This is a genomic window from Polaribacter sp. WD7, from assembly GCF_003335085.1.
In the GTDB taxonomy this organism is placed as follows: domain Bacteria; phylum Bacteroidota; class Bacteroidia; order Flavobacteriales; family Flavobacteriaceae; genus Polaribacter.
Map to the genome: position 1 here is coordinate 312410 of NZ_QPEJ01000018.1, position 23197 is coordinate 335606.

The 23197-nt window shown below is 28.5% G+C and carries 23 protein-coding genes; 19 read left to right on the plus strand and 4 right to left on the minus strand.

The window, feature by feature from the left end:
- Position 1 precedes the first annotated feature (1 nt).
- The gene (gene trxA, locus DUT90_RS10640) at positions 2 to 289 is read left to right on the plus strand and encodes a thioredoxin (protein ID WP_114427168.1); all 288 of its coding nucleotides are present in this window, start codon (positions 2 to 4) and stop codon (positions 287 to 289) included.
- Here the strand turns inward: trxA and nadB are convergent.
- Together nadB and nadA are read right to left on the minus strand one after the other, a co-directional pair.
- Positions 279 to 1874: an L-aspartate oxidase gene (nadB, locus tag DUT90_RS10645; RefSeq protein WP_114427169.1), complete on the minus strand. Its 1596-nt coding sequence runs from the start codon at positions 1872 to 1874 to the stop codon at positions 279 to 281. The two genes, trxA and nadB, sit on opposite strands and share 11 nt — an antisense overlap.
- A gap of 4 nt (positions 1875 to 1878) precedes the next feature.
- On the minus strand, positions 1879 to 2874 hold the full coding sequence (nadA, locus tag DUT90_RS10650; protein ID WP_114427170.1) for a quinolinate synthase NadA: 996 nt from the start codon (positions 2872 to 2874) through the stop codon (positions 1879 to 1881).
- A 97-nt stretch (positions 2875 to 2971) separates the two neighbouring features.
- On the opposite strand from nadA, the gene DUT90_RS10655 reads away from it, so the two are divergent.
- Positions 2972 to 3553 carry a methyltransferase domain-containing protein gene (locus DUT90_RS10655; RefSeq protein WP_114427171.1) on the plus strand — a complete coding sequence of 194 codons (582 nt, stop codon included), beginning with the start codon at positions 2972 to 2974 and terminating at the stop codon, positions 3551 to 3553.
- Positions 3554 to 3556: 3 nt separating this feature from the next.
- Here DUT90_RS10655 and DUT90_RS10660 read toward each other — a convergent pair whose 3' ends face one another.
- Positions 3557 to 4462, minus strand: coding sequence for a YihY/virulence factor BrkB family protein (locus tag DUT90_RS10660; RefSeq protein ID WP_114427172.1), 906 nt, complete (start codon positions 4460 to 4462; stop codon positions 3557 to 3559).
- A 527-nt stretch (positions 4463 to 4989) separates the two neighbouring features.
- A complete protein-coding gene (locus DUT90_RS10665; protein WP_114427173.1) occupies positions 4990 to 6168 on the minus strand; it encodes an acyl-CoA dehydrogenase family protein in 1179 nt (392 codons plus the stop codon).
- A gap of 130 nt (positions 6169 to 6298) precedes the next feature.
- Here DUT90_RS10665 and rnpA point away from each other — a divergent pair, with 130 nt between their 5' ends.
- The 17 genes from rnpA (at position 6299) to DUT90_RS10750 (ending at position 23174) form a co-directional block, all read left to right on the plus strand.
- A complete protein-coding gene (rnpA, locus tag DUT90_RS10670; RefSeq protein WP_114427174.1) occupies positions 6299 to 6688 on the plus strand; it encodes a ribonuclease P protein component in 390 nt (129 codons plus the stop codon).
- Complete coding sequence (locus DUT90_RS10675; protein ID WP_114427662.1) at positions 6678 to 8306, plus strand: S41 family peptidase; 1629 nt, start codon at positions 6678 to 6680, stop codon at positions 8304 to 8306. The genes rnpA and DUT90_RS10675 overlap by 11 nt, the downstream gene beginning before the upstream one ends.
- A gap of 27 nt (positions 8307 to 8333) precedes the next feature.
- Complete coding sequence (locus tag DUT90_RS10680) at positions 8334 to 10013, plus strand: DUF6909 family protein (RefSeq protein WP_114427175.1); 1680 nt, start codon at positions 8334 to 8336, stop codon at positions 10011 to 10013.
- Positions 10014 to 10045: 32 nt separating this feature from the next.
- Positions 10046 to 11083 carry a hypothetical protein gene (locus tag DUT90_RS10685; protein ID WP_114427176.1) on the plus strand — a complete coding sequence of 346 codons (1038 nt, stop codon included), beginning with the start codon at positions 10046 to 10048 and terminating at the stop codon, positions 11081 to 11083.
- Between the two features lie 2 nt (positions 11084 to 11085).
- Positions 11086 to 12093, plus strand: coding sequence for a dTDP-glucose 4,6-dehydratase (gene rfbB, locus DUT90_RS10690; RefSeq protein WP_114427177.1), 1008 nt, complete (start codon positions 11086 to 11088; stop codon positions 12091 to 12093).
- Between the two features lies 1 nt (position 12094).
- Positions 12095 to 12952: a glucose-1-phosphate thymidylyltransferase RfbA gene (gene rfbA / locus DUT90_RS10695; RefSeq protein WP_114427178.1), complete on the plus strand. Its 858-nt coding sequence runs from the start codon at positions 12095 to 12097 to the stop codon at positions 12950 to 12952.
- On the plus strand, positions 12949 to 13494 hold the full coding sequence (rfbC, locus tag DUT90_RS10700; protein ID WP_114427179.1) for a dTDP-4-dehydrorhamnose 3,5-epimerase: 546 nt from the start codon (positions 12949 to 12951) through the stop codon (positions 13492 to 13494). Before rfbA ends, rfbC begins: the two co-directional genes overlap by 4 nt.
- A 65-nt stretch (positions 13495 to 13559) precedes the next feature.
- Positions 13560 to 14870 (plus strand): flippase, encoded by a 1311-nt coding sequence (locus tag DUT90_RS10705; RefSeq protein WP_114427180.1) that lies wholly within the window; start codon positions 13560 to 13562, stop codon positions 14868 to 14870.
- Positions 14855 to 15544 carry a class I SAM-dependent methyltransferase gene (locus DUT90_RS10710; protein WP_114427181.1) on the plus strand — a complete coding sequence of 230 codons (690 nt, stop codon included), beginning with the start codon at positions 14855 to 14857 and terminating at the stop codon, positions 15542 to 15544. Before DUT90_RS10705 ends, DUT90_RS10710 begins: the two co-directional genes overlap by 16 nt.
- Positions 15545 to 15567: 23 nt before the next feature.
- The gene (locus DUT90_RS10715) at positions 15568 to 16710 is read left to right on the plus strand and encodes a glycosyltransferase (RefSeq protein WP_114427182.1); all 1143 of its coding nucleotides are present in this window, start codon (positions 15568 to 15570) and stop codon (positions 16708 to 16710) included.
- On the plus strand, positions 16691 to 17284 hold the full coding sequence (locus DUT90_RS10720) for a DapH/DapD/GlmU-related protein (protein ID WP_114427183.1): 594 nt from the start codon (positions 16691 to 16693) through the stop codon (positions 17282 to 17284). The genes DUT90_RS10715 and DUT90_RS10720 overlap by 20 nt, the downstream gene beginning before the upstream one ends.
- The gene (locus DUT90_RS10725) at positions 17284 to 18036 is read left to right on the plus strand and encodes a glycosyltransferase family 2 protein (RefSeq protein WP_114427184.1); all 753 of its coding nucleotides are present in this window, start codon (positions 17284 to 17286) and stop codon (positions 18034 to 18036) included. Before DUT90_RS10720 ends, DUT90_RS10725 begins: the two co-directional genes overlap by 1 nt.
- Positions 18037 to 18388: 352 nt before the next feature.
- Complete coding sequence (locus DUT90_RS10730) at positions 18389 to 19207, plus strand: O-antigen ligase family protein (RefSeq protein ID WP_181858189.1); 819 nt, start codon at positions 18389 to 18391, stop codon at positions 19205 to 19207.
- Positions 19185 to 20282 carry a glycosyltransferase gene (locus DUT90_RS10735; RefSeq protein WP_181858190.1) on the plus strand — a complete coding sequence of 366 codons (1098 nt, stop codon included), beginning with the start codon at positions 19185 to 19187 and terminating at the stop codon, positions 20280 to 20282. The genes DUT90_RS10730 and DUT90_RS10735 overlap by 23 nt, the downstream gene beginning before the upstream one ends.
- 463 nt (positions 20283 to 20745) lie before the next feature.
- Positions 20746 to 21492 carry an O-antigen ligase gene (locus tag DUT90_RS13395; RefSeq protein WP_258848565.1) on the plus strand — a complete coding sequence of 249 codons (747 nt, stop codon included), beginning with the start codon at positions 20746 to 20748 and terminating at the stop codon, positions 21490 to 21492.
- A complete protein-coding gene (locus tag DUT90_RS10745; RefSeq protein ID WP_114427188.1) occupies positions 21461 to 22015 on the plus strand; it encodes a putative colanic acid biosynthesis acetyltransferase in 555 nt (184 codons plus the stop codon). The genes DUT90_RS13395 and DUT90_RS10745 overlap by 32 nt, the downstream gene beginning before the upstream one ends.
- Complete coding sequence (locus DUT90_RS10750; RefSeq protein WP_114427189.1) at positions 22008 to 23174, plus strand: glycosyltransferase family 4 protein; 1167 nt, start codon at positions 22008 to 22010, stop codon at positions 23172 to 23174. Before DUT90_RS10745 ends, DUT90_RS10750 begins: the two co-directional genes overlap by 8 nt.
- Positions 23175 to 23197 lie beyond the last annotated feature (23 nt).

Consider the following 23197-nt stretch of genomic DNA (forward strand, 5'->3'; position numbering starts at 1 on the left):
TATGAAATTCAATCAAATTATAGATCAAGAAAAACCAGTGTTGATAGATTTTTTTGCAACCTGGTGTGGTCCATGTCAAACCATGAGCCCACTTTTAAAGCAAGTAAAAGATCAATTAGGAGATACTGTAAAAATCATAAAGATAGATGTTGATAAAAACAAAGCTTTAGCCAGTAAGTTTCAAGTAAGAGGTGTGCCTACTTTTGTGCTTTTTAAAAATGGAGAACAAGTTTGGAAACAATCTGGTTTGGTTTCAAAAAAAGACTTAATTGCTAAGCTTACGCAATAGTTTTTATACAATCTAAGTTGTAAAAACCGCCACAATTTACAGTTCTTTTTTTAGAAAACTGGGTAATTAAATAGGCAGTGGTAATCAAGTTTCGTAACTCACATAAATCTTCAGAAAGTTCAGAATTATCGTACAAACGCTTATTATCTTCATACAGAAGACGAAGCCTCTTTTCTGCACGTGCCAAACGCTCATTAGAACGCACAATACCAACATAATTGGTCATAATGGTTTTTACCTCGTTTCTAGCCTGAGAAGTAAGTACCTTTTCAGTATTTTCTACAACACCTGTATCGTTCCAAGCAGGAATCTTATTAGGAAACTTAGCTTTTGCGAACTTTTTAGATACGGCTTTAAATGCCTTATGGGCATACACTAAACCTTCTAATAAAGAATTAGATGCCAATCTATTTCCCCCATGTAAGCCCGTTCGTGTAACTTCTCCGCAAGCGTATAGGTTTTTAATAGATGTTTTTCCTTTTTTATTCACATTTACGCCACCACAAGTATAATGACAAGCTGGAGCTATAGGAATAAAATCTTTAGAAACATCAATATTTAAAGAACTACATTTTTTTGTAATATTAGGAAAATGCTCTTTAAATTTTACGATATCTAAATGCGTACAATCTAAGTATAAATGGGGTTTCCCGCTCTTTTTAAGTTCATTATCTATTGCTCTAGCCACAATATCTCTAGAGGCAAGTTCTTCACGCTCATCATAGTTTTGCATGAAAAAATTACCGTCATAATCTCTTAGTTTTGCTCCAAAACCCCTAACCGCTTCAGAAATCAGAAATGCCGGGTATTCTCCTGGATTATACAAAGCTGTGGGATGAAACTGAATAAATTCCATTTCAGAAATTTCTGCTTTAGCTCTATACGCCATTCCAATTCCGTCACCAGTTGCTACTGTAGGGTTTGTGGTGGTTTCATATACTTGCCCATTACCACCAGAGGCAAGCAACGTAAATTTGCTGACAAAGGTTATAACAGCTCCTTTTTTAATGTCTAAAACGTAAGCGCCAAAACAAGAAATTTTACTATTTCTTTTGGTTTGTTTTTGTTGAACCTGATGTTCTGTAATTAAGTCTATTGCAAAATGATATGGTAAAAAATCGATGTTTTCTAACGCTTCTACCTGAGCCAATAAAGTACGTTCTATTTCTGCTCCGGTAATATCTGCATGATGTAAAATTCTATGTTGAGAATGCCCACCTTCACGACCTAAATCATAATCTCCATTTTCATCTTCATCAAATTTAGCACCCCAATTAATAAGTTCTTTTAATCGTTTTGGACCATCTTCTACAACCATTTTTACAACATCTTCATCACACAAACCATCACCAGCAATTATAGTATCGTTTATATGTTGCTCAAAAGAATCTACAGCTTTATTATATACAGACGCTATGCCTCCTTGGGCATATTTGGTATTAGATTCACTTTTTTGGTCCTTGGTAACAATAGTAATTTTCGCATTTTTATGCTTATTTGCTGTTTTTAACGCAAATGTTAAACCAGCAATTCCAGAACCAATTACTAAAAAATCTGTAGTATGTATTTTTTGCTCTACAAGCATATAATTATTTAGAAATTTCTAACATTCTTTGAATAGGTACTATGGCTTTTTTACACAACTCTGCATCTACTTCAATATCTGGAAGCTCGTATTTTAAACACAAATACAACTTTTTTAAGGTATTCATTTTCATGTATGCACATTCGCTACAAGCGCAAGTATTGTCTTCTTTTGCAGGTGCAGGAATAATTATTTTATCAGGATTTTCTTGCATCATTTGAAACAAAATACCCGCTTCTGTAGCCACAATAAATTTATTTTTGGTGCTGTTTTTTACGTGATTTAAAAGTCCTGATGTAGAACCAATATATTTGGCAACTTTAAGCATATGGGCTTCAGATTCTGGATGCGCAATTAACTCTGCATCTGGATGTTCTTGAAATAAATCAATTAGTTTTTCCATAGAAAAAGCCTCATGAACCATACAAGCACCATCCCAAAGTAACATGTTTCTACCTGTTTCTTTGTTTAAATAATCACCCAAATTTCTATCAGGAGCAAAAATAATTGGTTGTTCTTTAGGAATTGAATCTATTATTTTTCGAGCGTTTGATGAGGTACAAACATAATCACTCAACGCCTTAATTTCTGCAGAACAATTAATATATGTTACTACGATATGATCTGGATGCTTTGCTTTAAATGCGGCAAAGTCTTCTGGCGGACAAGAATCTGCCAAAGAACAACCCGCTAACAAATCTGGTAAAATTACTTTTTTATCAGGATTCAAAATCTTTGCAGTTTCTGCCATAAAATGCACACCAGCAAATACAATCATATCTGCATTCGTTTGTGCTGCTTGTTGTGCTAAAGCTAAACTATCACCTACAAAATCGGCTATTTCTTGAATTTCATCAATCTGATAATAATGCGCTAGTAATACTGCATTTTTCTCTTTTTTAAGGCGAAGAATTTCTTCGATATAATCAATATTTGGAGTATTGATATCTAAAAACCCTTTTTCAGTTAATTTTTCTTTTGCAGTAACTAAAGTTTCCATATTTGTTTTTTTAAAACGGGAGTGCAAATATAACTCTATTTTATTGGTAGGGAAATGATTATATTTATTCTAACAAAAAATGAATAAAAGTTAAAAAATGGATTTATCGGAAAAAGCATGGGATTTAAGATATCAAAATAGTGATATTGGTTGGGATTTGGGGATTATTTCTCCTCCTTTAAAGGCATATTTTGATCATTTAGAAGATAAAAATTGTAAAATTTTGATTCCAGGAGGTGGTAATTCTTATGAAGCAGAATATTTATTTGCTAAAGGATTTAAAAATGTTTTTGTCATAGATTTATCTAAAACAGCATTATATAATTTATCTAACAGGGTGCCAAATTTTCCAAAATCTCAACTTATTTTAGGAGATTTTTTCGATATAAAAAACACTTTTGATTTGGTAATCGAACAAACTTTTTTTTGCGCAATTCATCCATCGTTAAGAACAAAGTATGTTACTAAAATGCATGAAATTTTAAAACCTGAAGGACAACTTGTTGGGGTATTGTTTAACGTTCCTTTATATAAAGATAGACCCCCTTTTGGAGGAAATACCAAAGAATATAAAAACTATTTTAAACCTTATTTTAACGTGGATATTTTTGAGCCATGTTACAATTCTATCTCTAGTAGAAGAGGTAGGGAGATATTTATAAAATTGACAAAAAAATAAAATTTATTCTATAATTTTTTCAGGTTGATCTAATAAGTATTTTTTTGAGTATTGTCTTGTAAAGTGGGCTCCGTAAAATAAAATTAAACTAGTATAAGACGCCCATAACATAACTAAAATCATAGAGCCAGCTGCTCCATAAGTAGAACCAGGTTCTAATGCATTAAAATATATTGCAAGTAAGTATTTACCCATTACAAAAAAGAGAGATGTTAGCAAAGCTCCTATTCTAACAGCTCTCCATGGCACATCTACATTCGGTAATACTTTAAACATAGCAGCAAATACAAAATATATAGAGCCAAGTGAGATGAAAACATCGAATATAAAAATATATTTTACTAAATTTTCAGACAAGAGTAATTTCAGATTTTCAGCAAAAGTGCTTAATAATGAAGTTAAAACTAAACTTATCAACAATAAAAAAACGATGATTAAAATAAAACCGAAACTTTTAAGCCTTACAAATACAGTTTCAAGAATTCCGTTTTTAAATCTTGGTTTTGCTTCCCAAATTACATCAAGTACATTTTGAATTTGAAAAAAAACTCCAGTAGAACCATACAAAAGCGTAGCAATACCAATAGTAGTAGCTACAATAGACGTTTTTTTGTTGCCATCATCAATCATCATTTTACGAATTGCCTCTGCGGTTTCTTGACCAATGGCATTAGATATTTCTCCTAATATTTCACCTTCTACAATTTCTCTTCCCCAGATAGAACCTACAATATTAAAAATGATGATAATTAATGCGGGCAATGATAAGATAGCGTAATAAGCAATTACTGCTGCATGATTAAAAGGATTGCTATTATACCAAGATTTTGCAGCGCTAACCAGCAAGCTTGGTAAATGCTTTATGTTAAATTTACTTTTTACAGAATAATCTTGTTTAGATTTTTTCATAGTTTTTTAGAAAAACATAAAAATAAAACATAATAACAGACAAACTCAAAAATTAAACTATTTTTAAGATTACTATTTTTATTTATTCTAAATAAATAGTTATATTTGCCATATATTTATTAGAAATGATTGTATTTTACACTTCAAAAAAACCAGTTATTCCTATGGCAAGCACCTCTGTTTGTGACAGTGTTTGTAGTGCCAATTGCATAAAACCTAAAAATAAGTGTTGCAATAAGTACAAAAAAAAGGGTATAAACTGCAAAAGATGCCCTAATGTATTACTTAAAGTAGCATCTTAAGCTTTTCAAAAAAAGATACTATTTTTGTTAAATAACCCGTTGTGCATTTTGGCGCAGAAACTAGATAAATATCAGTTCGAGTGATTTTGAGGAACGAAAAATTGTATCGAGAACTATTTATAAGCTAAAAATTGTTATTTTCGATACAAATTTTACTCATTTCAATCATAAAATCCACCCGAATTGACAGAATTTTTCAAAATGCACAACAGGTTTAAATACTATTTATTTAAAAGCGTTTAATCCTGTAACATCAAGACCTGTAATTAACAAATGGATGTCGTGTGTACCTTCATAGGTAATAACACTTTCTAGATTCATCATATGACGCATAATAGAATATTCGCCAGTAATTCCCATACCACCTAGCATTTGTCTTGCCTCTCTAGCAATCTGTATAGCCATTTCCACATTATTTCGTTTGGCCATAGAAATTTGAGCAGAAGTTGCTTTTCCTTCATTTTTCAATACACCTAGTCTCCAAGCTAATAGTTGAGCTTTGGTAATTTCTGTAATCATTTCTGCTAGTTTTTTTTGTTGCAATTGAAATTGCCCAATAGGTTTGCCAAATTGCTCACGTTCTTTACAATAACGAAGTGCAGTATCATAACAATCCATGGCAGCACCAATGGCACCCCAAGCAATTCCAAACCTTGCAGAGTCTAGACAACCTAAAGGAGCCCCTAAACCAGATTTATTGGGTAATAAATTTTCTTTAGGAACTTTAACATTGTCAAAAATTAATTCTCCAGTTGCAGACGCACGAAGAGACCATTTATTATGAGTTTCAGGAGTAGAAAAACCCTCCATACCACGTTCTACAATTAACCCGTGAATTCTACCTTCTTCATTTTTTGCCCAAACTACAGCTATATCACAAAAAGGAGCATTAGAAATCCACATTTTAGCACCATTTAATAAAAAATGATCTCCTTTATCTTTATAATTGGTTTCCATTCCTCCAGGATTAGAACCATGGTTGGGCTCTGTTAAACCAAAACTTCCCATCCATTCTCCCGAGGCCAATTTAGGTAAGTATTTTTTGCGTTGTTTTTCGTTTCCATATACAAAAATAGGATACATAACTAATGAGGATTGTACAGAAGCTGTAGAACGAACACCAGAATCTCCACGTTCAATTTCTTGCATAATTAATCCGTAAGAAATTTGATCTAGTCCAGCACCACCATATTCATCAGGTATGTAAGGTCCAAAAGCACCAATATTTGCCAAACCATTGATAATTTGTTTTGGAAATATAGCTTTTTGAGCATATTCTTCAATAATTGGAGAAACATCTCGCTTTACCCAGTTACGAGCAGTATCTCTAATTAATTTATGTTCATCAGTCAATAAATCATCTAAATGATAATAATCGGGTGCTTTGAAAAGATCTTGTTTCATGAAACAGTTGAATTATAAAAAAAAGAATCGTTAAAAATGATCAAATAATAATCAATAAAATTAACCATCTTTTCTAAAGTTCTTCTTTAGAAAACGTTAAAAGTTCTTCATTTCTATTAAGTTTGTATTGATGAAGAATACTTTAGGAAAACAAGAGCGTTTAAAAAGTAGAAAGTTGATAGAAAAGTTATATCAACAAGGTAATTCTGTAAAAACATTTCCGTTAAGAATGGTGTTTTTACAAACAGAACACACTTCTAAATTTCCTGTACAAATGGGTGTTTCTGTGCCCAAACGTAACTTTAAATTGGCTGTAGACAGAAATAGAATAAAACGTTTGATGCGAGAAACCTATAGGTTGCAAAAAAATATTGTTTATAACAACCTAGATATGCCCTATGTTTTTATGATTTCGTATATTGGGAAAGAAGAACGGAGTTACAGCGAATTGTGTTTAAAAATGGAAAAATTGTTAAAACTATTTGTTGCCAAAGTAAATGAAAAAAAAGATGAAAATTAACGTGTCTAGAAAAACGATATTTGTAGTTTTAGTAGCTATTGTTTTGGTGTCGTTTTCTTTTAAATCAAAATTTTTTGAAGTCGCCAAACAAATAGAAATTTACAATACATTATTCAAAGAATTAAACATGTATTATGTAGATGAAATTAATCCCGCAGATCTTACTGATAAGGTTATTAAAAATACTTTAAAAGATTTAGACCCTTATACTAATTTTTACAATGAACAAGATGTTGAAGATGTAAGAATTAGAAGAGAAGGAGAATATGGTGGTATTGGTGTTTCTGTAAATTATGACAAAAGAGGTATAGAAATTAGAGAGGTGTATAAAGGGTTTTCTGCAGACAAAGCAGGTTTAAAAGCAGGAGATGTAATTACTGTTATAGACAATCAATCTATAGAGAATATGAACAGAGATCAATTGTCTTCTTTTTTAAAAGGAACACCAAATAGTACTTTTTCAGTCAAAATTGATCGTCAAGGAAGTTTGATAACCAAAGAGATTACTAGAGATAAAGTAATTATCAATCCGGTACCGTTTTCAGAAATGATTGATGAAGAAACAGGATATATTGTTTTAACACGTTTTAATGAAAAAGCTTCTATAGAGGTGAAAAAAGCGTTTAAAGCGTTAAAAGAAAAAGGGATGCAAAAATTGATTTTGGATCTTCGTTCCAACCCAGGAGGGTCATTATTAGAATCTATAAATATTTGTAATTTTTTCTTGCCAAAAGGTAAAACTATTGTAACTACAAAAGCTAAAATAAAGAAATGGAGTAACACCTACAGAACCACAAATAAGCCTTTAGATCTAGAAATACCTATAGTAGTTTTGGTTAACGGAAGGTCTGCATCAGCATCAGAAATTGTAAGTGGATCTCTGCAAGATTATGATAGAGCCGTAATTATGGGGCAACGTTCTTTTGGAAAAGGCTTAGTGCAACGTTATAGAAAATTAACTTACGGTACGCAATTAAAAGTTACCATATCTAAGTATTATACTCCTAGTGGCAGATGTATTCAAGAGTTGGATTACACGAATCGTAAAAAAGATGGAACTGTACCTAAGTTTTCAGATTTAGGAATTAACGAATTTAAAACCCAAAATGGCAGAATAGTTTTTGATGGTGGCGGAATTTTACCCGATGTAATTACTAAAGAATCTACAAAAACTAAAGCTACAGAAGCTTTACTAAATTCTAGTGCTATATTTAATTTTGCAACAAATTATTATTATAAAAACCCTGATTTGGCAGTTGGTGACAGCTATGATTTTAAAGATGAAGATTTTGCAAAATTTACAAACTTTTTAAAAACAGATACTTCTTTTGTAACCCAGCAAGAAAAACTATTTAAAGAAGCATATGAGATAACATCATCAAAAAAAATAACCAAAGAATATGCTAAAATAAAAAGTATATTATTTGACGCTAAAATTGCTGAAATTTCTAAAAATGATGATATTTTAAAGAAAGTAATTAGAGAGGAAATATTGCATAGATATGTATACGAAGAAGGTGTTTATAGGTATAACTTAAAAAAAGATCAGACGATTACAGAAGCTGTTGCATTATTGCAAAATCAACATGAATATAAAAAGCTCTTATCTGCCAAATAATTTTATCTTTGCAGCCTGAAATTTAAGATGTCAAAACTCAATAAAATAGATAGAACTCGAGCACAAGAATCAAGAAATGCTATAGAAAAACTATACATTTCTATGCGACACTTATTTACTAGAGGGTTTTACAAACCTATGGGAATTTCTGGAGAAACCTTGCGCAATTCGTTATTGTTACTGCGTCCTGAAATTTATGGTTCTATTGCAGAAGAAAGAATAGAACTAAACGGTTTAATGTATGTAATAGATAGACTTCCTATAGGAATAGAAGAGTGTCAATTTATAAATTTAACCACAGACGAAGGATATAGAAATTCTACTTTTGAGGCTATTGTGCCTCCAAAAAGAAGAAGAAATTGTTATAGAATAGATAAAGATCAAATGAATATAGAGATTACTAGAGGACGTTCTGAAATCTATGATATTTTAACTCATTTGACGTTCTTATTTATAGAGTCGCACAAAATTCAAAAAAGAGTTACCTTATTAGAAGGAGAAGATTTTACACGAGAATGGAAACATTTAGAAGAAATTGTAATTTATAATAAAAAAATAACTTCAGAAGAAAGAGAACTATCTATAGTACATTTAGGCAGTATTCTAGGAAGAACCTTTGATGAGGTAACAAAAATTCACCATAATTTTTCAACTCAAGAAAATCCAGATCGTTTTTTTCATCTTATGTATTGGTTAGGAAAGTTGGCTATAAATGAAGTCATAAATCAAAAGAAAAGAACCATTACTTTTAGTTCAAAACTAATAGAAGAAATTGGGCATCATATTTATGGAGAAATTTGGGCAAACACAATTAAGAAAGTCCTTAAAGAAAATAAGCTTTTAAAAAGACCAATTCATATTATTAGCGCAAATATGCATAGTGTCTTAAATTCTATTTATGCCCAAAACGCTTTACCAAAAGAAGCTAAGGAATATAAAGGTTTTGAGCTATATCAACTATTAAGTAATGCAGATAGCAAACCTTTACAAAAACAAGTAAAAGAGTATGCTTCTAAAAATGGATTGATTTATATAAAAGATACTTCTGGAACAAATATTAATGTTCAAGTAATAGATACCAACAAAATAAATTTTGATAACTCTGCGTTTCAAAAAACAAGTTTAGAAAAAGAGAATCCTGTAATTATAGTAATGGATTATGCTTTTGGAGAACAAGCGTATGAAACTATGGACGAATTATTAAAACCCTATAAAAACAGCAAGAAAAAAAATAATTTAGACGTAAAATCTGTTTCTATTATGGGTAAAGCTGGTATTTTGGAAGGCGCAAAAGGAGATATAATGATTCCTTCTGCACATATTTTTGAAGGCACTGCAGATAATTATCCATTTAAAAATGAACTTACTAAAGAAGATTTAAAAGGTTTTGGAGTTAATGTTTTTGATGGATCTATGATTTCTGTATTAGGAACATCTTTACAGAACAAAGATTTATTAAAGTTTTTTCATAACTCAACATGGAATGTTATTGGGTTAGAAATGGAAGGAGCTCATTATCAAAAAGCAATACAGGCAGCCTCTAAAATAAGAGGTACTATTTCTGAAGATGTAAAAGTTAGGTATGCCTACTATGCATCTGATAATCCGTTAGAAACGGGTGCAACTTTAGCTTCTGGAGGATTAGGTATGACAGGAGTAACACCTACATATGCAATAACACAAAAAATATTAGAACAAATTTTTTAATAGTTTAAGACTATATTATAATCAAATAAGTTATGTCAACAAATCAAAAAAACAACGACGAGGAAGTAGATTTAGGCTCTTTATTCGTCATTATTGGAAATGGCTTTAGAAACTTTTTCAATTTTATAGGAAATATTTTCATAGGAATTTTTGAGTGTATAATTGCTATTCTTTTGTTTTTAAAAAAGAATACTATTAAAATTGGTGTAGCCCTTGTTTTAGGCGCAATACTTGGTTTTTTTCTACAAACACAGAAGTCAAAAAGCTTTGGATCTGATTTATTGGTAGAACCTAATTTTAAAAGTACATTACAATTGTATAATAATATTCAATTTTATAATGATTTGGTCCTTCAAAAGGACACCATGGCACTTGTAAAAGTTTTTAATTTAGATAAAGAATCTGCTGGAGGATTACAAAAGTTTTCAATAGAAGCCATTGCTAATGAAAATGATATTATCAATTCTTATAATGAGTTTATTTTAGAAGTAGATACAGCAACAGTGAGTAGCTATACGTTTGCAGATTTTAAGACTGCTTTTACAGATTTAGACTACAAATTTCATAAAATAAGTGTAGTATCAGAACAAAAAGATGTTTTTCCAAAGCTAGGAGAAGTGATTATCTCATCGGTAGTGGAAAACCCTTACTTTAATAGAATTAAGAACTTAAAAAATGAAAATCTAAATAGAACAGATTCAATTTTTATTCAAAACATTAGTCAATTAGATTCGTTAAGAAAAGTTTATATGCAAGTCATGGTAGAAGAGGCTAAAAAATCTTCTAACGGAACTAATATAGATTTAGGTGGTACTAAAAAAGAAACGAAAGAGCTAGAAATATTTAACACAAAAAGGAGAATTATTAGAGATTTAAAAGAAATTTCTGAAGAAAAATCTCAAAAGTATGAAGTTATTAATGTTATTTCCAATTTTCAACCAGTAGGTTATGAAATTAGTGGAGTAACTAAAAATTATATTTTTATTCTTGGTTTATTAGGTGCAGGGGTAATGATAGGTGTTTTGCTTTTACTACAATTAAATACGTATTTAAATAATTATAAAAAATAAGGATGAAAACTATTCTTGTCACTGGTGGTGCCGGTTTTATTGGCTCTAACTTTATTCCTTTTTTTTTATTAGAACACCAAGATTATCATGTTGTAAACTTAGATCTCTTAACTTACGCAGGAAATTTAGACAACTTAAAAGAAATAGAAAAAAATACTAGATATACCTTTGTAAAAGGTAATATATGTGACAGAACTTTAGTAGAAAACCTATTTAAAGAGTATAATTTTAGTGCCGTTATCCATTTTGCAGCAGAATCTCATGTAGATAACTCTATAAAAAACCCTGATGCATTTATAAAAACCAATGTTTTTGGTACATTTAATATACTAGATGTTGCCAAAAATAATTGGATGCTATCTCCATTTCAGTACAAAAAGGGTTGCGAACAACATCGATTTCATCATGTATCTACTGATGAAGTTTACGGAACTTTAGGTGAAACGGGTTTGTTTACAGAAGAAACACCTTATGCCCCTAATAGCCCGTATAGTGCTTCGAAAGCATCTTCAGATATGTTAGTTAGAAGTTATTTTCATACCTATGGCTTAAATGTAGTTACCACCAATTGTTCTAACAATTACGGAGCAAAACAGCATGATGAAAAATTGATTCCTACCATAATAAGAAAAGCCATTAACGGAGAAAAAATTCCGATTTATGGAGATGGTAAAAATATTAGAGATTGGCTGTATGTTTTAGATCATTGTAAGGGTATTCACCTTGCTTTTCAAAATGGAAAAGCAGGAGAAACGTACAATATAGGAGGCAAAAATGAAAGAAATAATTTATATATTGTGGCTAAAATTTGCGAAATTTTAGATGAAATAATACCTTCTGAAGCATCGTATAAAAATCAAATTTCTTTTGTGAAAGATAGACCAGGTCATGATTTTAGGTATGCAATAGATGCATCAAAAATAGAGAAAGAATTGAGTTGGAAAGCAGATGAAAACTTTGAGACTGGTATAAAAAAAACCATAGCTTGGTATTTAAAAAAATACGCATAATATGAAGGGAATAGTTTTAGCAGGAGGTTCGGGTACAAGGTTACACCCTTTAACATTGGCAGTTAGTAAACAATTAATGCCTGTTTATGATAAGCCAATGATATATTATCCTATATCAACTTTAATTTCTGCAGGTATAAACGAAATTTTAATTATTTCTACACCTCAAGATACTTCTTTATTTAAAAAATTATTAGGAGATGGTTCTCAAATAGGATGCTCTTTTCATTATGCAATACAAGCCAAACCTAACGGTTTGGCTGAAGCATTTATTATAGGCGAAGATTTTGTGGGTAATGATAGTGTTGCGCTTATTTTAGGTGATAATATTTTTTACGGTTCTGGTTTGTCTAAACTACTACAGCAGAATACAAACCCTAATGGTGGAATTGTATATGCTTATCATGTAAATGATCCAGAACGCTATGGAGTGGTAGAGTTTGATGACAATCAAAACGCAATTTCTATAGAAGAAAAGCCCAAAAACCCAAAATCTAATTATGCAGTTCCTGGTATTTACTTTTATGATAATTCTGTTATCGAAAAAGCAAAAAAATTAAAACCAAGTCCTAGAGGCGAATTAGAAATTACAGATATTAACAAAGCATATTTGAGAGATGTAAATTTATCTGTAAGAATATTAGATAGAGGAACAGCATGGTTAGATACAGGTACATTTAAAAGTTTAATACAGGCAAGTAATTTTGTAGAAGTAATAGAAGAGAGACAAGGCTTAAAGGTAGGCTCTATAGAAGAAGCAGCCTTTAAAAGTGGTTTTATCTCTAAAAGTCAATTAAAAAAATTGGCAGAATTGAATATGAAAAGCGGATATGGTAAAAATTTATTAGATATTTTATGACAGTAAAAGAAACCCATTTAAAAGATTGTTACGTTGTAGAACCTACTTTTTTTAAAGATAATAGAGGATGCTTTTTATTAGAGTATAACAAAAAAGAGTTTCAAGAAAAAACAGGTTTTGTAGGTGATTTTGTTTTAGGCAATCAGTCTACGTCCCAATATGGAGTTATAAGGGGTTTACACCTTCAAAAAGGAGAGTATGCTCAAACAAAATTGGTTAGAGTGGTAAAAGGAAAAATACTAGATGTAGCTGTAGACGTTCGTAAAAACTCACCAACATTTGGGCAGCATTTTGCTATAGAATTGTCTGAGGATAATAACAAACAATTATTAGTACCTAAAGGCTTTCTTCATGGATTTTCAGTGTTAGAAGATGATACCATAGTTTCTTATAAATGTGACAACTATTATTATCCTGAATCAGAAGACGGAGTTATATACAATGATCCGGATTTAAATATAGATTGGAAAATTAAAAAAGAAGATATTGTTTTATCTGAGAAGGATAGGAAATTGTCAGAATTCAACCTTTTTGTAAAATAACGATACATTAGTAAGTTAACAAATACTTTTGTTTGGTATTTGTGTTAGATTATTAAAAATATTGGATGCTAAAAAGTAAATATCAATCTATCAAAAACAATAAGTCGTTTTTAAAATATTTTAAAAATACAATTTGGCTTTTTGTTAGTAAAATAATAAGTTTATTTTCAGTAGTCTTTGTTGGGGCTTGGGTTGCTAAATATCTGGGCCCCGAAAGCTTTGGGTTACTTTCATATAGTTATAGCATTGTATCTTTATTTATACCTCTTGCTATGATTGGCTTAAATGACATTGTAATAAAAGAACTTTTACTTGCTAAAACAGAAAAAGATACTTATAAAATTCTAGGAACTTCTTTGGGATTAAAATTTCTTTTCGGTTCTTTAAGTTTTATTTTAATCATAATTTTTGCTAGTGTTTTTTATGATTCATATCATATTAAACTATTAATATTCATACTTTCTTTTTTTTTATTTCTTCAGGCTTTCGAAATTGTAGACCTTTTTTTTCAAAGTAAAGTTAAATCTAAATTTACTGTTTTTGCAAAAATTATAACAGTATCCATATCTAGCATAATTAAAATTATTTTTATTTACAAAGATTTTTCGATATTTTACTTTGCATTTGCTATGGTTTTTGAGGTTTTGTTACTGCACACTTTTACATTTTATTTGTTTGTTAAAAAGTACTTCAGTTTAAATTTATGGATTTTTAAAAAAGAGCTTGCAATTAAATTATTAAAAAAAAGTTGGCCATTATTTTTAAGCGGTCTAATGTATATTGTTTACATTAGAATTGATCAAGTCATGGTAAAAGAGATTTTAGGAGATAAATCAGCAGGCTTGTATGCAGTAGCAATAAACTTGTCTGAAGTTTGGTATTTTATACCAAATATGATTGTATCATCTTTATTTCCTGCAATTATTATTTCTAAAACTAAAGAAAAAGAGGTTTATCATAAAAGATTAATAAACTTGTACAGAATCCTTTTTTGGATAGCTATTTTAGTTGCTTTATTTACTACTTTATTTGGAGAATTCATTATTAAAAATTTATATGGTATTGAATATACTAATTCATCTTCAGTACTAAAAATATACATATGGTCTAATGTTTTCTTTTTCTTTACCACAGTGAGTTCTAAGTGGCTTGTTGTAGAAGGTTATTATATACATTCATTTATAAGAAATATAATGGGAGCTTTAATGAATATAGTTATAAATTTTGTACTTTTAGAGAAAATTGGTCTTATTGGTGCAGCTATTTCTACATTAATATCTTATGCGTTTGTGGGTTTTTTCTATGATTTACTATTTAAGAATTTAAGAATCAATTTTAGGTTGAAAATGAAATCAATAATATGCTCAAGAAATTAAAATCTAAGATTAAAGAAAAACTCTTATTAAAAAATAATCAAGAGGATATATTAGCTAAATTAAGTATGTCTTCTTTGCTTTTTAAGAGTTATTTGCCGCATTCAAAATCATCACTGAGTTATAGTAGTATTAGATATCTACTTAACGATATAATAATAAACAACAGAAAAAGGATATTAGAATTTGGAGGAGGTATCTCTACTATTTATTTGGCTAAATTAGCTCAAACTTCAAAAACTGATTTAAAGATAGTGACAGTAGATCATGATAAAGTGTGGATAGAATTACTGAGAAATATATTAAAAAAAGAAGAACTGTTAAAATATGTAGAGTTAATTTATGCACCATTGTCCTATAATAATTTTGCAATAGGTAATAATAAATGGTATGATGCTGATATTATTAAGAAAAACATTGAAAATCAAAAATTTGACTCTGTATTAATTGATGGTCCTTTAGCTTATCAAAAACATATACAAATGTCAAGATATCCAGCTTTACCTTTTATAATTAATTATTTAAATGAGAACAATTCTATTATTTTGGATGACACAAATAGAAAAGGAGAAAGAATAATTATTAATTTATGGGAAAAGAAATTTAACCTAAATTTTATTCCTTTAAATCCTCTAACGAAAATAAGCTTTAGTGGAACTTTTTTCAATATCAAATAAAAGTAAAAGATTTGTATAATATATTGTATATACACCACGCAGGCGAACTTGGTGGTGCACCTAAGAGTTTATCAATCATATTAGATGAATTAGACAGGTCTAGATTTAAACCAACTGTTTTTATGCTTATCAATGGTCCAGCAAAGGAGTTGTTCTTAAAAAGTGGTACAAAAGTAATTACAAGTAGTAAAAGACTTTTTGCTTTTCATGGTACAACTGTTTCTGGTATGAGCTTTAGACTTTTTTCTAAAAATATACTTTACATCTTACCCAATATGTTAACTGCTTATAAGGTTATAAAGAAAGCAAACCCTCAACTTATCCACCTTAACACTAGTTGCTTATTTGTGTATGCAATTACTGCAAAATTATTTTTCAAAAATGTAAAAGTAGTATCTCATATAAGAGAGCCTTTGTTAAAAAATTTATTTGGTAAGATACTTCAATTTTTCAATAGAATTAGTGTAGATCATTTTATAGCTATTAATGATTACGAAGCAAGTTTTTTTAATAAAATAAATACCTCAATTATAAAGAATTCAGTTAATTTAGAAGAGTACAAATCTAACTCATTAATAAAAGAAGAAGAGAGAAAAAAAATAGGCTTGAAAACATCAGATTTTATTGTAGGTTTTTTTGCAAGATTTAATATAGAAAATGGAATAGAAGATATTTTAGAGATAGCTAAAAAATTAGAAGATAATAATGTCAAGTTTTTAATTTATGGGTATGCTCCTAATTTACTTGATAATAAAATAAAATCAATTGCAAAAGAAATGCCTAATAATGTAATTTTAAAAGGTATGGTTAATGATGTTGCAATAAAAATGCAGATGATTGATGTTCTTATAAGTCCCTTTAAAACCCCTCATTTTTCAAGATCTATAATAGAGGCTCAGTCTCTTTCTATACCAGTTTTGGCTACAAATGTAAAATCTCAAAATACTCTTTTAAAAGATGGGGATACAGGCTATCTCTACAGTTTTGGAAATATTGAAGATGCAGTAAGTAAGTTAATTTTAATGAAAAATGATATCGAAAAACTAAGAGAGATGAAGAAGAATTCAAGAAAATTAGCTAAAAAAAACTATTGTCAAACTTTGAACAATAATAGGACATTTGAAATATATGAAAAACTTTTAAAAAATGATAAATCTTCTTTTTAAATTTTATCAATCATTAATTTTAATTGTCCCTAATATCTCCAATAGGATAAAGTATTTGATGCTTGATATAACTTATGGAAAAAAATTTGTTGTTAAAGGTTCTCTATTTTTAAAAGGTAAAGGACAAATTAAAATAGGAAATAATGTGACTATAAACTCTTCTCATCTATACAATCCCATTGGAGGGCAGGAATTTACAAGTATTGTTGTTGAAAAAGATGCAAGTTTAGTAATAGAGAATAATGTAGGTATATCTAATAGTACAATATATTGCTCAAAAAGTATTTTAATAGAAGATTATGTTTTAATAGGTGGAAATTGTAAAATTTACGATACAAATTTTCATTCAATTTATGTAAGACATAGAAAAAATGTACCTGAAACGGATATAAAATCTTCACCTGTTATTATCCGGTCTGGAGTTTTTATTGGGGCGGGCTCAATAATCCTGAAAGGAGTTGAAATCGGTAAAAATTCGGTTATTGGAGCTGGTAGTGTTGTTTCTAAAAATATTCCTTCTAATGAGGTTTGGGGAGGGAATCCTGTAAAATTTATCAAAAAAATTAAAAATTAATGCTATTATCCATAATTACAGCTACATTTAATAGTGAAAAAACATTGTCAAAAACTATAGAATCATTATTAAGTCAAAAAACAACAAATTTTGAGTACATTATCGTGGACGGTAATTCAACAGATAAAACGACAGAGATTATAAAATCGTTTGAAAAAAAATTTGAAGAAAGAAATATTAATTATGTATGGATATCTGAAAAAGACAAAGGAATTTATGATGCTTTTAATAAAGGAATAGACTTGGCAAGTGGAGATTGGATATCCTTTTTAGGTTCAGATGATTTTTATCTAAAGGATGCATTAAAAAATTATTGCGAGCAAATAAAAAAACTGACAGGACATATAGACTTAATTCATTCAAAAGTAAAGTTAGCAGATAGAAAAATAATTTCTGACACTTGGTGCTGGAGGAGCTTTAGAAGAAGAATGTTAATAGCTCATGTTGGTGCGTTTCATCATAGAAATTTTTTTACAACTTATGGAAATTTTGATACTTCATATAGAATTACAGGCGATTACGAAATATTATTGAGAGCAAAAGATAAATTAAAAACTTATTGGTTTGATAAGTTCACAGCATACATGTCTGATGGAGGAGTAAGTAATGGCAATATAAAGATGGTTTATAGGGAAGCCGCCAGAGCTAAAAGAGAAAATAAAAGTGTAAGTTCTTTTTTAGTTACTTACGATTACTATTTTTGGATTCTGAAATTTAAAATAAAAAGAATGTTGAATGCGGCAACTAGATAAGTATCTTTTATATACAAGTGTACTAGCAATTTTTACAGAAGACATTAGTTTTAAATATATCATAGACTGGAAGCTATTCTACCTTATTCTAATTACTAATTTTGCTATACTAGCTTATAAAAATGAAATAAAAATTCATAAAAATTTTATTTACTTTTTTCTTTTTCTAATTATCCATGGTGTTTTAGGTTTTTTAATATATCAGAATTCAATAGTCTCCCTAATAGCACAAATTCTAGGAATAGGTATAAGTAGTATCTTCTATTTTAATGTTGTAAAAAAGTTTGGTGTTAAATTACTTACTAAAATATACTTACAGTTTGCTTATTTTTTTGCTATACTTTCTTTGATAATGTTTTATTTTAATATAAATACTTTTTCCAAGTACAGACTGAATGGAATCATGTCTGAGCCAGCACATTATGCTGCAATAATGTTACCAGCTGTGTTTTTGTGTTTTGTTGAAAAAAAATACTTAAAATTTATAATAATTTTAGTCACAATTTTTCTCACACAGTCTTCTGTTGGTTTCATAGGTTTATTTTTAATTTTAATTATACCCATTTTAAAAGTAAAATATTTTTTAAAATATTCAATAGTTGTATTTTTAATTGCTATAGCTAGTTTCTTTTATTTAAAATCTAAATGGAATGAACCTATAGATGAAAATAGAAGTAACAAAGTAGTACGTAGGTTAAAAGAAACGCATGAAACATTTTCTTCATTTATAACTGGTAAATTTAATAACAATGTAAACTTGAGTTCTTACGCTTTTATTAGCAATGCTTTTGTAACTAAAAGTGTTTTAATAGACAAGCCTTTAGGAACAGGTTTAGGGGCATACAAGCACGAGTATGACAAATATTATAAATATCTTAAGCCTCCATCTTATTTAACTACTAGTTTACGAAAAATCAATCGGACAGACGCTAATTCTTTATTTTTGAGAATTTTATCAGACTTCGGTTTATTTGCAATAGTTATATTTTTTATCTTTATTTACAAGAGTATTTTAATTTTTAGAAATGACTCAAAAAAAATACAACAAAGTACTTTTTTTTATTTAGTGGTAAAACTAATTAGGGAAGGACACTATTTTCCTCCTGAATTTTATTTCTTTTTACTAATTTTTTTTAATAATACAGATGATGAAAATATTACACATAGTTGAAGATTTTTCTATAGATAGTGGTGGGTTAAGAACAGTTGTTAACGATTTAAACAATAATTTAAATAAAGCTGGTTTTTTCTCTTTTATTTTATCATCAAAAAAAGAGAAACAAGATAGTATATATAGGGTTGAATCTAGTAATACATGGCTTTTTTCTACGAATTGGTCCAAAAAATTATCTTCTCTAAAAGATAGTATTGGTATTGATATTGTCCACATTCATGGAGTTTGGATGTATCCACAATTTATTGCTGCAAAATTTTGCATAAAAAACAAGATACCATTTTTGTTAAGTTGTCATGGTATGTATGAGCCTTGGTTATGGGATAAAGGTAAGATTAAAAAAAAAATATATTTTGACTATTTGATCAAAAATAAATTCAATAAAGCTTCTTACATTCATGCAATTACGCCACAGGAAAAAGAAAATTTAACAACACTTTTTCCTTCAAATAACATTGTTGAAATTCCTAATCTCATCAATAATATTACTATTTCTAAGAAAAATAAAAATAGTGATCACAAAGAAAAGTATATATTATATTTAGGTAGGTTAGACGAGAAGAAAGGAATAGACTTATTATTAAACGCTTATTCAAGATTGAAAAATAATAATATATCTATTAAAATCGCGGGAAGATTCAATAATTACAAAAATTATTTAGAAACTTTAGTTGAATCTTTAAATTTAAACGACAATGTAGAATTTTTAGGAGTAATTTCTGGTAAACAAAAGCAAGATGTCATAGAAAATGCTCTAGTTTTAACAGCACCTTCACATTCTGAAGTTATAGGAATGGTAAACTTAGAAGCTGGTATCCTAAAAACACCAGTTATTACTACATACCAAACAGGGCTTCATAGAGATTGGAATATTCAAGGAGGTAAATTGATTAACCCTAATGTAAATGAATTAGAAAAGATATTAAAAGAAGTATTAAGTTGGTCTAGTGAAGAAAGAAAGAAGAACGGAGAAAAGTTAAGTAATTTTATAAAAGAGAATTACTCATGGGAAAAAAGATTTAAAGACTGGGAGTCTCTATACAATACCATAATTTATGAGACAGCTAAATAAAAACAGTGTAATTATAGTGTCTTTTTATTCTATAGCTACAATTCCTCTGCTTAAACCAAATATTAGCTCTATATCTGTTATTGTATTTATACTTTTAAATTTATTATTTTCCTCTTTTAAGAGAAATAATAATTTAGCAATACAGAAAAAATATGTAGTACTCTCAATACCTTTTCTATTATTTTTTTTATATGAGTTGTTAAGCAAAAGTTACAACTTAAAAATAATTTTATTAAACCTCCCGTTTTTAATTTTTCCTCTTGTTTTTTTATATAAACCTAAATATATAAACCCAAAAGTAATAGATAATACCATAAAGATTTTTCAGATTTCAGTATTGGTCCAATGTTTTATTTATTTGATAGTATTTCTTAAAAAAAATAATATTAGAGAATTGTTAAACATAAGCAAAGAAAATATTCCATTTTTTAGAGAATATGTTACTTCTAATTATTTAATAGAAATGCATCCAACTTATTTTAGTTCATTTTTACTATTTAGTATCACTTTCTCGTTATTTAAATTTAAATCAAATATTGTTTTTAATCTATTAAATTTAATTATTTCACTTTTCTTTATAATGCTCTTTAGTTCTAGAATAATTTTATTAATACTTTTATTAACATTAACAATATATTTAAGTGTTCAAATATCAAAAAGTAGAAAGAAAGTTATTAAATTTTTTGGATTGTTTTTGGTTATTACAGTAATTTTTATTTTTAATACAGATGTTGTAAAAAATAGATTTAAAGAGGTTATGAGTCAGTTTAATAAACCTATAAGTGGTAATTATTATAACTCTACAAATACGAGAATAGCTATTTATAAGTGTAACATTCAACTAACAAAAGAATTACCATTTTTTGGTTATGGAAATGCTTTACAAAATAAATTGGATGATTGTTATGCTAAAAATTATGATAGTATCTTTTACAAAGTAAATATTTTTAATACACATAATTATTACTTTTATATATTGTTATATGGTGGCTGGTTTTTCTTAATATTATTTTTAGTATATTTCTATTATATTTTTACAACTTTGAAAAATAACATGATGCATGTTGTATTCTTTTTTCAGGTTTTGATGATTAATTTAACAGAGAACTACCTATCTAGACATTATGGCTTATTTTTGTTCTGTTTTTTTATTACTATTTTTATATACGTTAATTTAAATGAAAGAAATCCAGAATTTAGAGAAATTTAAACTCCCAAAAAACTTTAGAGGTAAAAATGCTTTTATTGTACAATTATGGTGGATAGTACAAGGCTTTTTTTTTAAAAACTCCCCTCAGTTTATGTATGGTTTTAGAAACTTTCTTCTTAGGATGTTTGGTGCAAAAATTGGAAAAAATGTAATTATTAGACCAAGCGTAAAAGTTACATACCCCTGGAAAATTTCTATTGGAGATTCATGTTGGATTGGAGATGACGTAGTATTATATTCTCTGGGAGAAATCGAAATAGGGAATAATGTAGTTATTTCTCAAAAGTCATATTTATGTGCAGCTTCTCATGACTATTTAAAGTTAGATTTTTCTATTTTTGCAAAAAAAATTGTGATTAACGATCAAGTTTGGCTAGCTACAGATGTATTTGTTGCTCCAGGTATTTCAATAGGTGAAGGAACAGTAGTAGGTGCTAGAAGTAGCGTGTATAAAAATTTGCCTCCTAATAAAATATGTATGGGAAGTCCGGTAAAAATTATAAGAAATAGAGTAGGTGAATAGTCAAAAAAAAATTTTAGTTCTTTCTCCTTTTTTTTATCCAGAACCAATATCTACTGGAAAATTTAATACAGATTTTGTAGTATCTCTCCAAAAAAAAGGACACAACGTAACCGTTTTATGTTTTCATCCTTTTTATCCAGATTGGTCAATAAAAAAAAGTCAAAAGACTTTAAAAGGAATTGAAATAGTTAGAGGAGGTAAAAACTTATTTTTTACAAAAAAAACACTCATAAGAAGACTGATACTAGAAATTAGCTTTGCTTTTTTTATATTGAGAAATTTAAAAAAACACCAACTTAATAAGGATATCATTATCCCTGTTTTTCCTCCTAGTTTTGCTTATTTTGTAATACTACCATTTATAAAAAAAAGTATCAAAAAAGTTGGAATGGTCCATGATTTACAAGAAGTATACGCTAATCAAAAAAAAGGAGTCATAAATAGATTGGTAAATACTTTTATTCATAAAGTAGAAAACAAATGTTATAATAATTGTGACAAATTAATTTTTTTATCTAATGAGATGAAAAGTGTTGCAAAAAAATTATACAATTTAGAAGAAAGTAAATTGGAAATACAATATCCTTTTGTTACAATGGGTAAAATTGTTACTAACAATTTAAATTCTATTTTATCTAAAGATAAAATTAATATTGTATATTCTGGTGCTTTAGGGGAAAAGCAAAACCCGTTTAAGTTATTAGAATTTTTTGATACATCATCTCGCAAAATTAAAAACTCCAAATACCATATTTTTTCTCAGGGTAGCTTTTTTGAAAAATTAAAAGATAATAATACCAATTCAAATATAAAATTTCACAATCTTGTTAAAAGAGAATGTTTAGAAGAGTTGTATGCTAAGAGTACAGTGCAAATCATTCCTCAAAAAGAGCATACATCTAAAGGGTCTTTACCTTCTAAACTACCTAATTTATTAGCATCAAATTGTAAGATTTTAGTTATCACAGATCCTAACAGCGAAATAGAGCATCTCTTTTTAGATAATAAATTAAAAGCCGTATCAACGTCTTGGGATTTAAGTGAATTGGTAAAAAAATTAGAAGAAATAATAGATACTAAGGTAGATTTTAACCATCAGAACAAAATAGCGAATAGCTTGTTCACTTTAGATGAAATGATTCGCAAAATTTTACATTAAAGTAATATATTTGCCAATGTTAT

What these genes read in the sequence shown, in the direction of transcription:
- DUT90_RS10725 (WP_114427184.1), top strand. Translation starts at nt 17,284, where the DNA reads ATGCTATTATCCATAATTACAGCTACATTTAATAGTGAAAAAACATTG.
- DUT90_RS10745 (WP_114427188.1), top strand. Translation starts at nt 21,461, where the DNA reads ATGAAAGAAATCCAGAATTTAGAGAAATTTAAACTCCCAAAAAACTTT.
- nadB (WP_114427169.1), bottom strand. Translation starts at nt 1,874, where the DNA reads ATGCTTGTAGAGCAAAAAATACATACTACAGATTTTTTAGTAATTGGT.
- DUT90_RS10720 (WP_114427183.1), top strand. Translation starts at nt 16,691, where the DNA reads ATGATAAATCTTCTTTTTAAATTTTATCAATCATTAATTTTAATTGTC.
- nadA (WP_114427170.1), bottom strand. Translation starts at nt 2,874, where the DNA reads ATGGAAACTTTAGTTACTGCAAAAGAAAAATTAACTGAAAAAGGGTTT.
- DUT90_RS10665 (WP_114427173.1), bottom strand. Translation starts at nt 6,168, where the DNA reads ATGAAACAAGATCTTTTCAAAGCACCCGATTATTATCATTTAGATGAT.
- DUT90_RS10685 (WP_114427176.1), top strand. Translation starts at nt 10,046, where the DNA reads ATGTCAACAAATCAAAAAAACAACGACGAGGAAGTAGATTTAGGCTCT.
- rfbA (WP_114427178.1), top strand. Translation starts at nt 12,095, where the DNA reads ATGAAGGGAATAGTTTTAGCAGGAGGTTCGGGTACAAGGTTACACCCT.
- rfbB (WP_114427177.1), top strand. Translation starts at nt 11,086, where the DNA reads ATGAAAACTATTCTTGTCACTGGTGGTGCCGGTTTTATTGGCTCTAAC.
- trxA (WP_114427168.1), top strand. Translation starts at nt 2, where the DNA reads ATGAAATTCAATCAAATTATAGATCAAGAAAAACCAGTGTTGATAGAT.
- DUT90_RS10655 (WP_114427171.1), top strand. Translation starts at nt 2,972, where the DNA reads ATGGATTTATCGGAAAAAGCATGGGATTTAAGATATCAAAATAGTGAT.
- DUT90_RS10660 (WP_114427172.1), bottom strand. Translation starts at nt 4,462, where the DNA reads ATGAAAAAATCTAAACAAGATTATTCTGTAAAAAGTAAATTTAACATA.
- DUT90_RS10705 (WP_114427180.1), top strand. Translation starts at nt 13,560, where the DNA reads ATGCTAAAAAGTAAATATCAATCTATCAAAAACAATAAGTCGTTTTTA.
- rfbC (WP_114427179.1), top strand. Translation starts at nt 12,949, where the DNA reads ATGACAGTAAAAGAAACCCATTTAAAAGATTGTTACGTTGTAGAACCT.
- DUT90_RS10675 (WP_114427662.1), top strand. Translation starts at nt 6,678, where the DNA reads ATGAAAATTAACGTGTCTAGAAAAACGATATTTGTAGTTTTAGTAGCT.
- DUT90_RS10735 (WP_181858190.1), top strand. Translation starts at nt 19,185, where the DNA reads ATGAAAATATTACACATAGTTGAAGATTTTTCTATAGATAGTGGTGGG.
- DUT90_RS10680 (WP_114427175.1), top strand. Translation starts at nt 8,334, where the DNA reads ATGTCAAAACTCAATAAAATAGATAGAACTCGAGCACAAGAATCAAGA.
- DUT90_RS10710 (WP_114427181.1), top strand. Translation starts at nt 14,855, where the DNA reads ATGCTCAAGAAATTAAAATCTAAGATTAAAGAAAAACTCTTATTAAAA.
- DUT90_RS13395 (WP_258848565.1), top strand. Translation starts at nt 20,746, where the DNA reads ATGCATCCAACTTATTTTAGTTCATTTTTACTATTTAGTATCACTTTC.
- rnpA (WP_114427174.1), top strand. Translation starts at nt 6,299, where the DNA reads ATGAAGAATACTTTAGGAAAACAAGAGCGTTTAAAAAGTAGAAAGTTG.
- DUT90_RS10730 (WP_181858189.1), top strand. Translation starts at nt 18,389, where the DNA reads ATGTTTTATTTTAATATAAATACTTTTTCCAAGTACAGACTGAATGGA.